Annotated in this window: 14 protein-coding genes; 6 read left to right on the top strand and 8 right to left on the bottom strand. The window is 73.0% G+C overall.

What is annotated here, in order from left to right:
* Positions 1–192 precede the first annotated feature (192 nt).
* Entirely contained in the window at positions 193–1074 is an 882-nt protein-coding gene (locus ACWCP2_RS29025; protein ID WP_450911524.1) for an IclR family transcriptional regulator, read from the top strand.
* 91 nt (positions 1075–1165) lie between these two features.
* On the opposite strand, the gene ACWCP2_RS29020 is transcribed toward ACWCP2_RS29025, so the two are convergent.
* The 8 genes from ACWCP2_RS29020 to ACWCP2_RS28985 form a co-directional block, all read right to left on the bottom strand.
* The gene (locus tag ACWCP2_RS29020) at positions 1166–2326 is read right to left on the bottom strand and encodes a 2Fe-2S iron-sulfur cluster-binding protein (RefSeq protein ID WP_450911523.1); all 1161 of its coding nucleotides are present in this window, start codon (positions 2324–2326) and stop codon (positions 1166–1168) included.
* Positions 2319–2549, bottom strand: coding sequence for a hypothetical protein (locus ACWCP2_RS29015; protein WP_450911522.1), 231 nt, complete (start codon positions 2547–2549; stop codon positions 2319–2321). Before ACWCP2_RS29015 ends, ACWCP2_RS29020 begins: the two co-directional genes overlap by 8 nt.
* Positions 2549–3688 (bottom strand): Rieske 2Fe-2S domain-containing protein, encoded by a 1140-nt coding sequence (locus tag ACWCP2_RS29010; RefSeq protein ID WP_450911521.1) that lies wholly within the window; start codon positions 3686–3688, stop codon positions 2549–2551. Before ACWCP2_RS29010 ends, ACWCP2_RS29015 begins: the two co-directional genes overlap by 1 nt.
* Before the next feature lie 68 nt (positions 3689–3756).
* Positions 3757–4797 carry a 4-hydroxy-2-oxovalerate aldolase gene (gene dmpG / locus ACWCP2_RS29005; RefSeq protein WP_450911520.1) on the bottom strand — a complete coding sequence of 347 codons (1041 nt, stop codon included), beginning with the start codon at positions 4795–4797 and terminating at the stop codon, positions 3757–3759.
* Complete coding sequence (locus tag ACWCP2_RS29000; protein WP_450911565.1) at positions 4794–5666, bottom strand: acetaldehyde dehydrogenase (acetylating); 873 nt, start codon at positions 5664–5666, stop codon at positions 4794–4796. Before ACWCP2_RS29000 ends, dmpG begins: the two co-directional genes overlap by 4 nt.
* 139 nt (positions 5667–5805) lie before the next feature.
* Positions 5806–6588, bottom strand: a complete 783-nt coding sequence (locus ACWCP2_RS28995) for a 2-keto-4-pentenoate hydratase (RefSeq protein ID WP_450911519.1) — start codon at positions 6586–6588, stop codon at positions 5806–5808.
* Between the two features lie 289 nt (positions 6589–6877).
* Positions 6878–7786 carry an SDR family oxidoreductase gene (locus ACWCP2_RS28990; protein ID WP_450911518.1) on the bottom strand — a complete coding sequence of 303 codons (909 nt, stop codon included), beginning with the start codon at positions 7784–7786 and terminating at the stop codon, positions 6878–6880.
* Position 7787: 1 nt separating this feature from the next.
* On the bottom strand, positions 7788–8552 hold the full coding sequence (locus ACWCP2_RS28985) for an SDR family oxidoreductase (protein WP_450911517.1): 765 nt from the start codon (positions 8550–8552) through the stop codon (positions 7788–7790).
* 56 nt (positions 8553–8608) lie between these two features.
* On the opposite strand from ACWCP2_RS28985, the gene ACWCP2_RS28980 reads away from it, so the two are divergent.
* The 5 genes from ACWCP2_RS28980 to ACWCP2_RS28960 are packed head-to-tail and all read left to right on the top strand — an operon-like array spanning position 8609 to position 13066.
* Positions 8609–9388, top strand: coding sequence for an enoyl-CoA hydratase family protein (locus ACWCP2_RS28980; protein ID WP_450911516.1), 780 nt, complete (start codon positions 8609–8611; stop codon positions 9386–9388).
* Positions 9385–10236 carry a CoA transferase subunit A gene (locus tag ACWCP2_RS28975; protein ID WP_450911515.1) on the top strand — a complete coding sequence of 284 codons (852 nt, stop codon included), beginning with the start codon at positions 9385–9387 and terminating at the stop codon, positions 10234–10236. Before ACWCP2_RS28980 ends, ACWCP2_RS28975 begins: the two co-directional genes overlap by 4 nt.
* Positions 10233–10985 (top strand): CoA-transferase subunit beta, encoded by a 753-nt coding sequence (locus ACWCP2_RS28970; protein ID WP_450911514.1) that lies wholly within the window; start codon positions 10233–10235, stop codon positions 10983–10985. Before ACWCP2_RS28975 ends, ACWCP2_RS28970 begins: the two co-directional genes overlap by 4 nt.
* A gap of 4 nt (positions 10986–10989) precedes the next feature.
* Positions 10990–12096: an NAD(P)H-dependent flavin oxidoreductase gene (locus ACWCP2_RS28965; protein WP_450911513.1), complete on the top strand. Its 1107-nt coding sequence runs from the start codon at positions 10990–10992 to the stop codon at positions 12094–12096.
* 31 nt (positions 12097–12127) lie between these two features.
* The gene (locus tag ACWCP2_RS28960) at positions 12128–13066 is read left to right on the top strand and encodes a tyrosine-protein phosphatase (RefSeq protein WP_450911512.1); all 939 of its coding nucleotides are present in this window, start codon (positions 12128–12130) and stop codon (positions 13064–13066) included.
* Positions 13067–13203 lie beyond the last annotated feature (137 nt).

Here is a 13203-nt window from a genome sequence, read left to right as displayed (position 1 = left end):
TCGATGGCGAGGAACGTACGCCGGGTGTTCCGGGCGCGGAACGAGCTGTTCCCGCTGAGCGGGAAGCCGGTCCGAACTCCCGGAAACGACTACTTGAAGTATTACTGAATGAAATAGACCTCTCCGGGTGCTTCCCTCCGGCCGGGGGCGCGTGGCAGGGTCGGCGCAACGCCTCACGCAGGGGGTTTTCTCGTGCTCGACCAGGTCATGGAGCAGGTCGCGGAGACCGGGCTCGCACCGCTTTCGCTGCTGGAGAAGGCCGCGAAGGTGCTGGGCGCCTTCGAAGGTCCACAGCCTCGGCTGTCTCTCACGGAGGTCGTGCGCCGCTCCGGAATCCCACGTTCTTCCGCCCACCGGATCCTCGACCAGCTGGTGCAGTTGCGCTGGCTGGACCGCGAGGGCCGGGACTACCGCATGGGCATGCGCATGCTGGAGCTGGGCGCGCTCGCCTCCCACCACAACCGGCTGCGCCGGGCCGCGCTGCCGCTGCTGCACGCGCTGCACGAGCAGACGGGCCGGGTGGTGCACCTGTCGGTGCTCGACGGGGCCGAGGTGGTGTACCTGGAGCGGATCGGCGGCTCGGAGGCCACCGCGGTGCCCTCGCGGGTCGGCGGCCGGATGCCGGCGTACTGCACGGCGGCCGGGAAGGCGATCCTCGCCTTCAGCGATCCCGCCGCGGTGGAGCACGTCCTCGCGCAGGGGCTGCGCCCGCGCACCGCGCGCACCCTGACCCGGCCGCTCGCGCTGCGCTCGGAGCTGGCGGCCGTCCGCGAGCGCGGGGTGGCCTACGACCGGGAGGAGAGCTTCCGCGGCATCTCCTGCGTGGCCGCCCCGCTGCGGGGGGCCGGGCGGGCCGTGGCCGCCGTGTCGGTGTCCTCCTGCCGGGGCGAGCGCGAGCCGGCCCGTCTCGCACCGGCGGTACTGGCCTGCGCGCGGGCGGTGTGGCGGGAGCTGTACGGACCGGGCAGGGCGGGGCGGGCGGCGGCCGCGCCGGTGCGGGACCTGGAGCCGGCGGTGTCCGCCCAGGCGATGGACAACATGATGGGATGGCTGCGGTTCAGCGAGTGGATGTAGTGGGTAGTGGTACCCCCACGCACAAGTGAACGACTCCGGGCCCGACCCCTCGCCAGGGGGCCGGGCCCGTGGCCGTCCGGCGGGGCGCCGTTCAGCCGTCGTAGCTGATGCGGATCCGGTCGCCCAGCGGCAGGGCCTGGCAGGCCAGGACGTAGCCGTCGGCCAGGTCCTCGGGGGCCAGCACCTCGTTGCGGACCATGGTGACCTCGCCCTCCAGCACCCGGCAGCAGCAGGCGCTGCACGCGCCCTCGCGGCAGGAGTACGGGGCGGGGACGCCCGCCGCTTCCAGCGCGGCCAGCAGCGGTGTTTCCGGTCCCCAGGCGACGGTGTGCCAGACCCCCTCGAACTCCACCTCGGCGGTGGCGCCTCCGGCCACGGCGCCGCCCCCGGAGCCCGGGGCCGGGGCCGACGCCGGTGCCGGTGCCGGGTCCGGGGCCGGCTCCTCGGCCAGGGCCAGGGCCAGGTCCGGGGTGAAGACGTCCCCGCTCAGGGAGAAGTACCGCTCCCGGTGGATCGCCCTCCCCCGGCCGCCCGCGGAGCGGATCGCCGTCTCCGCCGCGTCCATCAGCGGAGCGGGCCCGCACAGGTAGGTCTCGCGGCCCGCGTACGGGGCCACGAGCGGGCCCAGCTGCGGGGCCGTCGGCAGTCCCTGGAGGGTCTCCAGCCAGTGCACGACGGTGAGCCGCCCGGGGTGTTCCTCGGCCAGCCCCCACAGCTCGTCGCGGAAGATCACCGAGCCGGGGTCGCGGTTGGCGTACACCAGCGCGACGTGGCCCGCCCCGGCCAAGAGCGCGGACTTCGCGATCGACAGCACCGGGGTGATCCCGCTGCCCCCCGCCACGAGCAGCAGGTCCCGGTCCAGGTCGGGCGGGGTGAAGGTGCCCGCGGGAGGCAGGATCTCCAGCTCGTCGCCGATGCGCACGTCCCGGCACAGCCAGCCGGAGCCGGCGCCGCCGGGGACCCGTTTGACGGTGATGCGCAGCGGGTCCTCGGCGTGCGGGGAGCCCGCCAGGGAGTAGCAGCGGGCCGCGCTGCCCGCCCCGCCCGGCGAGGGCACCCGGACCGTGAGGAACTGGCCCGGGCGGTAAGGGAGTTCCGAGTCGAGTACGAGGGAGACCGCCTCGGGGGTCTCCTGGATCCGGTCCGTGACGCGGACCAGCAGCCTGCCGGTGGCTCCGCCCCGGGCGGCGGCCGGGGCCGCGCTCCGGACCTCCGCGGCGCGGGACTTCGTACGGCTGTCGGTGTCAGACATCGGCCGGCACCTCCAGCCGGCCCGCCAGGACGGCGGCCTCGATGCCCGCGCGCAGGGCCCCGCAGGAGCGGACGCGGGCGCTGGGGCGGCCCGCCGCGACCTCGGCCGCGATGCGCGGGCAGACCTCCCGGGCCTGCTGCGTCCACTGGACCTGGGTGTGGGCGGGGCTGAACTTCTCGCACAGCACCACCGCGGCGCACTCGCCGCACGCCACGGAGGTCATCACGGGGTCCCGGCCGCGCGGCGGGCGAGGTTCTCGGCGACCTCGGCCTTCCAGGCGGCGGTGGCGCGGGCGGTGTCGATCTCGAACTCGAAGCGGCGGACCATCTCGTCCTTGACGTCGGCGGCGTCCACGTAGAACTGCTCGTACCAGCGGCGGAGCTGGTAGACGGGGCCGTCCTCCTCGGTGAGGAGGGGGTTGTCGATGCGCGCCTTGTTCTTCCAGATCTCGACGTCCTGCTCGAAGCCGACGGCGAGGCCCTCGGAGGTGAGGCGGGCGGCGTCGGCGGCCTGCTCGTCGCTCATGCCGGGGAGCTTCTTGACGATGGTCCCGTACATGAGCATGAAGCTGTTCTCGTCGATCGGGTAATGGCAGTTGATGAGGACCGATTCGAGTTCGACGCCGCCGCCGATGTCGCTCCACAGCGTGTCGATCATGTACGAGGGGCCGTAGTACGAGGCGTCCGAGCGCAGGCCGCCGCCCGTGGAGAGGGTGCCGAGGTCGACGTCGCCGCGCGGGGTGGATTCCATGTACTGGGTGGCGACGTGGCCGTCGAAGACGTTCTTGAAGTAGTGCGGGAAGGCGTAGTGCACGTAGTAGAAGTGCGCCATGTCGACGACGTTGTCGACGATCTCGCGGCAGTTGGAGTTCTCCACGCGCAGGGAGTTCCAGCTCCAGTCGCTCCATTCCGGGTCGCCGACGCCCTCGATGACGGGGATCGTGACCTCGGGCGGGGGCGGGTTGCCCTCCGGGTCGTGCCAGACGTAGAGCTGACCGTTGCGTTCCAGGGTGGTCCAGGCGCGGGTCCGGGCGCGCGGCGGGACGCGGCGGGCGTAGGGGATGGCGGCGCAGCGGCCGTCCCCGGACCAGCGCCAGTCGTGGAAGGGGCAGGCGACGGTGTCGCCCTTGACGGTGCCGTGGGCGAGGTTGCCGCCCATATGGGGGCAGTGGGCGTTCAGGACGCTCAGCTCCCTGCTGTCGGCGCCCTGGAAGACGACGAGCTTCGTGCCGAAGGCCTCGATCTCGTGGGGGGCACCGTCCTTGAAGGCGGCGGCGAGGCCGAGGCAGTGCCAGCCGCGGGCGAAGCGGTTCGGCACGGCGGCGGCCTCGATGACACGGGGCTCTTCTTCGATTGCGGTCACGGGGTGGCCCTCCACTTCGTTGTGGGTGTGCTGCGCGGGGATGCGGGGATGGGGAGAGGGGTGACGGCCTAGCGTGCTTCGGCGGCGAGTTCGACCGCGATGTCGATGAGCTGGTCCTCCTGGCCGCCGACGAGGCGGCGCTCGCCCGCGCGCAGGAGGATCTGCGCGCCGGAGACCCCGTAGCGCTCGGCCTGCCGGTAGGCGTGCTTGAGGAAGCTGGAGTAGACACCCGCGTGGCCCATGAGCAGGGCCATGCGGTCGAGGGTGCACTCGTCCTCCATGACGGGACGGACCACGTCCTCGGCCGCGTCGATGATCTTCAGGACGTCGATGCCGGTACGGATGCCCATCTTCCGGCAGACGGCGGCGAAGGCCTCGACGGGCGTGTTCCCGGCTCCGGCGCCCAGGCGCCGGGTGGACCCGTCGATCTGGAGCGCGCCGGCGCGGACGGCGGCGACCGAATTGCCCACGCCCAGGCCGAGGTTCTCGTGGCCGTGGAAGCCGACCTGGGCGTCGGGGCCGAGTTCGGCGACGAGCGCCGCGACCCGGTCCGTGACCTCGTCCATGACCATGGCGCCGGCCGAGTCGACCACGTACACGCACTGGCAGCCGGCGTCGGCCATGATCCGGGCCTGGCGGGCCAGGTTCTCCGGGGTGGTGGAGTGGGCCATCATCAGGAAGCCGACGGTCTCCAGGCCCATCTCGCGGGCGAGCCCGAAGTGCTGGACGGAGATGTCGGCCTCGGTGCAGTGGGTGGCGATCCGGCAGATCTGGCCGCCGTTGCCGTGGGCGGCGCGGATGTCGTCCTTGACGCCGAGACCCGGGAGCATGAGGAAGGCGATCTTCGCGTTCCGCGCCGTGTCGGCGGCGATCTTGATGAGTTCCTGCTCGGGGGTCTTCGAGAAGCCGTAGTTGAAGGAGGACCCGCCGAGTCCGTCCCCGTGCGTGACCTCGATGACGGGGACGCCCGCGCCGTCGAGGGCGGCGACGATCGACCGTACGTCCTCGCCCGTGAACTGGTGGCGCTTGGCGTGCGAGCCGTCGCGCAGGGAGGAGTCGGTGATCCGGATGTCGAGGGTGTCGGAGTAGGTGCTCGTTTCCGCGGTCACTTCTGCAGTCCCTTCGCGAACTCCTCGCCGACCTTGGTGGCGGCGGCGGTCATGATGTCGAGGTTTCCGGCGTAGGGCGGCAGGTAGTCGCCGGCGCCCTCCACCTCCAGGAAGATCGCGACCCGGGCCATGCCGCCGCTGAGCGGGGAGGGGTCGTCGAACTGCGGCTCGGTGCGCAGCCGGTAGCCGGGTACGTACGAGGCCACGTCCTCGGCGACCTGCTTGACGGAGGCCGCGATGGCCTCGCGGTCGGCGTCGGCCGGGATCGCGCAGAAGACGGTGTCCCGCATGATCACGGGGGGATCGGCGGGGTTGAGGATGATGATGGCCTTGCCGCGGGCGGCGCCGCCGATCTCCTCGATGCCCCGGGAGGTGGTACGGGTGAACTCGTCGATGTTGGCGCGGGTGCCGGGGCCGGCCGAGACGGAGGCCACCGAGGCGACGATCTCCGCGTAGGCGACGGGCACCACCCGGGAGACGGCGTACACCATGGGGATGGTGGCCTGGCCGCCGCAGGTGATCATGTTGACGTTGGCCTGGTCGAGGTGGGCGGTCAGGTTCGCGGGCGGGACGACGGCGGGGCCGACGGCGGCGGGGGTCAGGTCGACGGCCTTGATGCCGAGTTCGGCGTAGCGCGGGGCGTTGGAGCGGTGCACGTAGGCGGAGGTGGCCTCGAAGACCAGGTCCGGCAGTTCGTCCTGGGCCAGCAGCCAGTCCGCTCCGGTGTGGGAGGCGTCGAGTCCGGCGCGGCGGGCACGGGCCAGGCCTTCGCTGGCGGGGTCCACGCCGATCATCCAGCGGGGTTCTATGTGCGGAGAGCGCAGGAGCTTGTAGAGCAGGTCGGTCCCGATGTTCCCGGAGCCGACGATGGCGGCGGTCGCTTTCGCGGGCGTCTTCGCTTCCGCGGGCGTCTTCGCTTCCGCGGGCGTCTTCGCTTCCGCGGGCGTCTTCGCTTCCGCGGGCGTCTTCGCTTCCGCGGGCGTCTTCTTCGTACTGATCGTGATCACCTCAGGAGAAGGAGAGGGACACCGGGCCGAGCCCGGTGAAGTCGGCGGTGTACGTCCGCCCGGCGGCCACGTCCACGGCACGGGTGCAGGATCCGGGCAGCACGAGGTGGCCCTTGCGGAGCTGGACCCCGAAGCGGGCGACGGTGCGGGCCAGCCAGGCGACGGAGGCGGCCGGGTCGCCGAGGACGGCGTCGCTGCGGCCGCTCGCCAGGGTGTCGGATCCGCTGGTCAGGGTGGCCTCGACGGCCTTCAGGTCCAGCTCGCGGGGGTCGCGGCCCTCGCCGATGACGTATCCGGCGGAGGAGGCGTTGTCGGCGATGGTGTCGGCGATGGTGATGCGCCAGTCGGCGATCCGGCTGTCGATGAGCTCCAGGGCCGGGACGACCCGCTCGGTGGCGGCCAGGACGTCGGCGACGGTGCAGCCCTCGCCGGGCAGGTCGGCGCCGAGGACGAAGCCGACCTCGACCTCGACGCGCGGCGCGCAGTACGCGGCCGCGGGCACGGGGGTGTCCTCGTGCAGCTCCATGGAGTGCAGCAGGTGCCCGTAGTCGGGTTCGTCGACGCCCATCATGGCCTGCATGACGGGGGACGACAGCCCGACCTTGTGCCCGGTGACGCGGTCGCCGGCCGCGAGGCGGTGGCGGATGTTGAGGAGCTGGATCTCGTAGGCGTCCTCGGTGTCGATCCCGGGGAAGCGGGCGCCGAGCGGCGCGATGGGCGTCCGCCCGTGCTCGGCGGATCGCAGCTGTTCAGCAAGGTGAAGCCGTTGGCGGTCCGAGAGCATGTGCGGGTCCTTGCGTACGGGGGCCGGGTTCGGTGCGGCGAGGCTAAGCGGCCCGCCTCCGGGGCCGGGAGGGTGTTTTCCCGGCCACCGGGAAAGGGCCGCCCGGACGGAGATCCGTGGCTCGCGGACAACCCCCGGCCCGTTCCGGTGCCTTGCTCGCGGACAGCCCCGCGGCCCGTTCCCCGGGCACACGGCCGGCGCCCTCCCCGGCGCCGGCCTCGCCCCAGCCCGACTCGGCCCCGGCCCCCGGCCCCCGGCCCCGGGCGTCGCCCCCGCCCCCGCCCCCGTCTCAGCGCGCCCCGTACACCGGCTGCGGGGGCTCCGAGCGTGCCAGTAGCTTCGTCGTGGCCTCGCCCGCCTCCGACGGGGTCCAGCGGGTTCCGCAGTCGGCCGTGGGGCCCGGGCGCCAGCCCTCCATCACCGTGATGCGGCCGCCCTCCGCCTCGAAGACGCGGCCCGTGACCCCCGCCGAGGCGTCGGAGCCCAGCCACACCACCAGTGGGGACACGTTCTCCGGGGCCATCGCGTCGAAGGCCCCGGGCTCGGGGGCGGCCATGGTGTCCGCGAAGGTCTGCTCCGTCATCCGGGTCCGCGCCGCGGGGGCGATCGCGTTGACCTGGACCCCGTAGCGGCCCATTTCCGCCGCCGACACCAGGGTCAGCCCCAGGATCCCGGCCTTGGCCGCGCTGTAGTTGCCCTGGCCCACGGAGCCGAGCAGCCCCGCCCCCGAGGAGGTGTTCACGACCCGGGCGGCGACCTGGCGGCCTTCCTTCGCCTCGGCCCGCCAGTACGCCGCCGCGTGCTTGAGCGGCAGGAAGTGCCCCTTCAGATGGACCCGCATCACGGCGTCCCAGTCGTCCTCGTCCAGGTTGACGAGCATCCGGTCGCGCAGGAAACCCGCGTTGTTGACCAGGGTGTCCAGCCGTCCGAAGGCCGAGACGGCCGTCCCGACCAGTGACGCCGCGCCTTCCGTGGTCGCGATGTCGCCGCCGTGCGCGACGGCTTCCCCGCCCGCCGCCCGGATCTCGGCGACGACCTGCGCCGCCGGGCTCTCCGGCCCCGGCAGCCCGTCCAGGCCGACGCCGAGGTCGTTGACCACGACCCGCGCCCCCTCCGCGGCGAAGGCCAGCGCGTGGGCCCGGCCCAGCCCCCGTCCGGCGCCCGTCACGATGACCACACGGCCTTCGGCAAGTCCCATGTCAGCTCTCCTTGTTCGCAGTTGCCGCATCCAGAAAGGCCGGCCGTTCGCCGCCCCCGTGCACGAGCAGGCTCGCCCCGCTCACGTACGCCGCCCGGCCGGAGGCGAGGAAGACGGCCGCCTCGCCCACGTCCGAGGGTTCCGCCAGCCGTCCCAGCGGGACGGTCGCGCCGACGGCGGCGATCCCGCTGTCGTCGCCGTAGTGCAGGTGGGACAGCTCGGTCCGCACCATGCCGAGCACCAGTGAGTTGACCCGTACCTCGGGGGCCCACTCCACGGCCATGGAGCGGGCCAGGTTCTCCAGGCCCGCCTTCGCGGCCCCGTAGGCCGCCGTGCCCGGCGAGGGCCGGGTCCCGCTGACGCTGCCGATCATCACGATCGAGCCCCGGCTCTCCCGGAGCCAGGGGTACGCGGCGACCGAGGCGGTCATCGGGGCGATCAGGTTGAGCGCGACGACCCGTGCGTGACGCTCCGCCCCGCCCTCCCCCAGCAGCCGGTACGGGGTCCCCCCGGCGTTGTTCACCAGGCAGTCGAGGCGCCCGTGGCGCGCCGCGACCGCTCCGAAGAACTCCTCCACGGCGGCCGGATCGCGCAGGTCCAGGGCGGTGAAGACCGCCGTACGGCCCTGCGCCTCGACCGGTTCCTCAGGCGGCCGGCGCGCGCAGACGACGACCTCGGCCCCCGCCGCGAGGAACGACCGCGCGATCCCGGCGCCGACGCCCCGGGTTCCGCCGGTGACGACGACAACCCTCCCGTTGAGCTCCATCGGCTGCTACCTTCCTCACCTAACAAATGTTTGGTGGAAAGGTAGCTGATCCGCTCATGGGTGTCTCCACCTCAAGCCCCGACAAGGGCATCGCACTCGTCACAGTCGACTTCCCGCCCGTCAACGCACTGCCCGTGCAGGGCTGGTACGACCTCGCCGACGCCCTGCGCGCGGCCGGCCGCGACCCGGAGGTCCGGTGCGTGGTGCTGGCCGCCGAGGGCCGCGGCTTCAACGCCGGCGTCGACATCAAGGAGATGCAGCGCGACACCGGCCACGCCTCGCTCATCGGCGCCAACCGCGGCTGCTACGAGGCCTTCGCCGCCGTCTACGAGTGCGAGGTCCCGGTCGTGGCGGCCGTGAACGGCTTCTGCCTCGGCGGCGGGATCGGCCTGGTCGGCAACGCCGACGCCATCGTCGCCTCCGAGGACGCGACCTTCGGGCTGCCGGAGCTGGACCGGGGCGCCCTCGGCGCGGCCACCCACCTGGCCCGGCTCGTCCCGCAGCACATGATGCGCACCCTGTACTACACCTCGCGCACCGCCACCGCCGCCGAACTGCACGCGCACGGCTCGGTGTGGAAGGTGGTGCCCCGCGAGGAACTGCGGGCGGCCGCCCTGGAGCTGGCCGCCGAGATCGCGCGGAAGGACGGCTACCTCATCCGGCTCGCCAAGGCGGCCATCAACGGCATCGACCCCGTCGACGTGCGCCGCAGCTACCGCTTCGAGCAGGGCTTCACCTTCGAGGCCAACCTCAGCGGGGTGGCCGACCGGGTCCGCGACACCTTCGGCAGCGGCAGCACGGACGCGAAGACGGACGCAAAGGCGGAATCGGCATGACCGACAAGACCATGACCCCCGAAGAGGCGGTCGGCCGCCTCAGCAGCGGAATGACCCTCGGTATCGGCGGCTGGGGCTCGCGGCGCAAGCCCATGGCCCTGGTGCGCGCACTGCTCCGCTCCGAGATCACCGATCTCACCGTGATCTCCTACGGCGGCCCCGACGTCGGCCTGCTCGCCGCCGCCGGCCGGATCCGCAAGCTGGTCACCCCCTTCGTCACCCTCGACTCCATCCCGCTGGAGCCGCACTACCGGGCCGCCCGCGAGAGCCGGGCCTTCGCCCTCACCGAGCTCGACGAGGCCATGTTCATGTGGGGCCTGCACGCGGCCGCCAACCGGATGCCCTTCCTGCCCGTCCGCGCCGGCCTCGGCTCCGACGTCATGCGCGTCAACCCCGAACTGCGCACGGTCACCTCCCCGTACGCCGACGGGGAGGAGTTCGTCGCGGTCCCGGCCCTGCGCATGGACGCGGCCCTCGTCCACCTCAACCGCGCCGACCGGCTCGGCAACGCCCAGTACCTGGGCCCCGACCCGTACTTCGACGACCTGTTCTGCGAGGCCGCCGACGCCGCCTACGTCTCCTGCGAGCAGCTCGTCGAGACCGCGGAGCTCTCCAAGTCCGGGCCGCCGCAGTCGCTGCTGGTCAGCCGGCACTCGGTCACCGGGGTCGTGGAGACCCCGAACGGCGCGCACTTCACCTCCTGCGCCCCCGACTACGGCCGCGACGAGGCCTTCCAGAAGCTGTACGCGACCACCCCCTGGCCCGAGTTCGCCGAGCGCTTCCTCTCCGGCGGCAGCGAGCACGCCTACCAGTCGGCCGTCCAGGCCTGGCACGAGGAGCAGAAGTGAGCACGCCCTCCACGACGACCACGGCCGCGGTGTCCCGCGCCGAGTACTGCGTGATCGCCTGCGCCGAGGCCTGGCGGGACAACGGCGAGGTACTGGCCAGCCCCATGGGCCTGGTGCCCTCCTTCGGGGCCCGCCTCGCGAAGCGGACCTTCTCCCCCGACCTGCTGCTGACCGACGGCGAGGCCATGCTGGTCGGGCTGGACGGCTCGGCCGAGGGCTGGCTCCCGTACCGCCGTCACCTGACGATGGTCACCGGCGGCCGCCGGCACGTGATGATGGGCGCCAGCCAGATCGACCGGTTCGGCAACCAGAACATCTCCTGCATCGGGGACTGGGAACAGCCGTCGCGCCAGCTCCTCGGCGTGCGCGGCGCCCCGGTGAACACCCTGAACAATCCGGTCAGCTACTGGATCCCCAAGCACTCCACCCGGGTGTTCGTCGAGCGCGTCGACATGGTGAGCGGCGTCGGCTACGACCGCGCGGAGGCGGCCGGGGTGACCCGGTTCCACCGGCTCCCCCGCGTGGTCAGCGATCTCGGCGTCCTCGACTTCGGCGGCCCGGACCACTCCATGCGCCTGGTCTCCCTGCACCCGGGGGTCACCCTGGAGCAGCTCCGGGCGGCGACCGGCTTCGAGCTGGACCTCCCCGAGGAGGTCCCGTACACGCGGGAGCCGACGCCGCAGGAGCTGCGGCTGATCCGCGAGGTCATCGACCCCAAGGGCCTGCGCGACCGCGAAGTGCGGGTCTGAGCCGATGGAGACGGCATTCACCAAGCTGGTCGGGGTCGAGCATCCGATCGTGCAGACGGGCATGGGCTGGGTGGCGGGCCCGCGCCTGGTGTCGGGGGCGGCGAACGCGGGCGCGCTCGGCATCCTGGCCTCGGCGACCATGACGATGGAGCAGCTGCGGGCAGCGGTGCACGAGGTCAAGTCCCGTACGGACGCCCCGTTCGGGGTCAATCTGCGCGCGGACGCCGGGGACGCGGCCGAGCGGGCCCAGCTGATCATCGACGAGGGCGTCCGGGTGGCCTCCTTCGCGCTCGCCCCGTCCAAGGAGCTGATCGCGCGGCTCAAGGACGCGGGCGTGGTCGTGATCCCCTCGATCGGGGCCCGCCGGCACGCCGAGAAGGTCGCGGCGTGGGGCGCCGACGCGGTGATCGTGCAGGGCGGCGAGGGCGGCGGGCACACCGGTGACGTGGCCACGACCGTGCTGCTGCCGCAGGTCGTCGACGCGGTGGACATCCCGGTGATCGCGGCGGGCGGTTTCAGCGACGGCCGCGGTCTGGTGGCGGCGCTGGCCTACGGGGCCGCGGGCATCGCGATGGGCACCCGGTTCCTGCTGACCTCCGACTCGACGGTCCCGGACGCGGTGAAGGCCGAGTACCTGAAGGCGACCGTGAAGGACGTCACCGTCACCACGGCCGTGGACGGGCTCCCGCACCGGATGCTGCGCAGCGAGCTCGTCGCCTCCCTGGAACGGGCCGGGCGGGCGAAGGCACTGGCCAGGGCGGTGCGGCACGCGGCCGGATTCAAGAAGCTGTCGGGCCTGTCCTGGGCGGAGATGGTCCGGGACGGCCTCGCGATGAAACACGGCAAGGACCTGTCCTGGAGCCAGGTGCTGCTCGCCGCGAACACCCCCATGCTCCTCAAGGCGTCCATGGTCGAGGGCCGTACGGACCTCGGTGTCATGGCATCGGGCCAGGTCGCGGGCGTGATCGAGGATCTGCCGTCCTGTGCGGAGCTCGTCACCCGCGTCATGGCCGAGGCCCACGCCGTGCTGGACCGGCTGAGCGGCCTCGCTCCCCCACAGCACGCCCCCCTCCCCCCTCATCCGCTCGGCGCCCTGCCACCACCAGGGTGATCCCCCTTCTCCGTTACAGGAGTTGCCCCAGATGAGCCGTGCCAGAATCCGCCTGGCGACCGCGGTGCTCGCCTCCGCCCTCGCCCTCGCCCTCGGGACCCTGCCGGCCGCCGCGCACGCCGCGCCGGCCGGCAGTGTGTCCACCTCGCGCCACCCCGCGCACCCGCAGCCGACGGAAACGATCCGCCAGATCCCCCTCCAGGGCGCGGTCAACGTCCGCGACCTCGGCGGCTACCGCACATGGACGGGAGGCCGGGTTCGTCAGGGACTGGTCTACCGCGCCGACGCACTGGGCAAGCTGACCGCCTCGGACATCACGGCCGTGGGCGGTCTGGGCCTCACGAAGGTCCTCGATTTCCGCATCCCCATGGAGGTGCAGTACGACGGCGCCGACAAGCTGCCCGCCGGTCTGGCCTCCACCGCCCGCCCGGTCGACGACAACGGCCTGTACGGGCTGCTGATGTCCGCGATAGGCAGCGGTGATCCCGTGAAGCAGGAGCAGATGCTGGGCGGGGGCCGCGGCGAGGCGTACATGCGCGACGTGTACCGCGCGTTCGTGACCAGCCCCGGCAACCGGGCGCAGTTCGCGGCCACCCTCCGCGAGATCGCCGACGGCAAGCAGGGCCCGCTGCTGTACCACTGCACCTCGGGCAAGGACCGGACGGGCTGGATGAGCTACGTCCTGCTGAGCGCCCTGGCCGTCCCCAAGGCCACGGCCGAGCGCGACTACCTGGCGTCGAACACCTTCCGCGCGGCGTACGACGCCCAGGTGCGGGCCGGGATCAAGGCGTCCGGCCGGATGCAGAACCCCGATCTGCTGATCCCGCTCCAGGAGGTCCGCCAGGACTATCTGGACGCGGCGACCGCGCAGATGGAGGCCGACTACGGCAGCCTGTACGGCTACCTCACCGACGGCCTCGGCCTGGACCTGCGGACCCTGGTGAAGCTCCAGCTGAAGCTGGTCCGCTAGGCGGCGCCGGGGCTCGCCCGGCCCCCGGGAAACGCCACTGCCCCGGGCGGCGGGCGCCGCCCCGGGCCGGGGTTTGGTACGGGGGGGGCCGGGTCATGCGGGGCGGCGGCGGGCCCGGCCGGCGCCCCCCCCGCCCC

The sequence above is a fragment of the Streptomyces sp. NPDC002104 genome, from assembly GCF_053593795.1.
The sequence above is the reverse complement of the archived record's forward strand: the minus strand, read 5'-3'. Positions and strand labels throughout refer to the sequence as shown.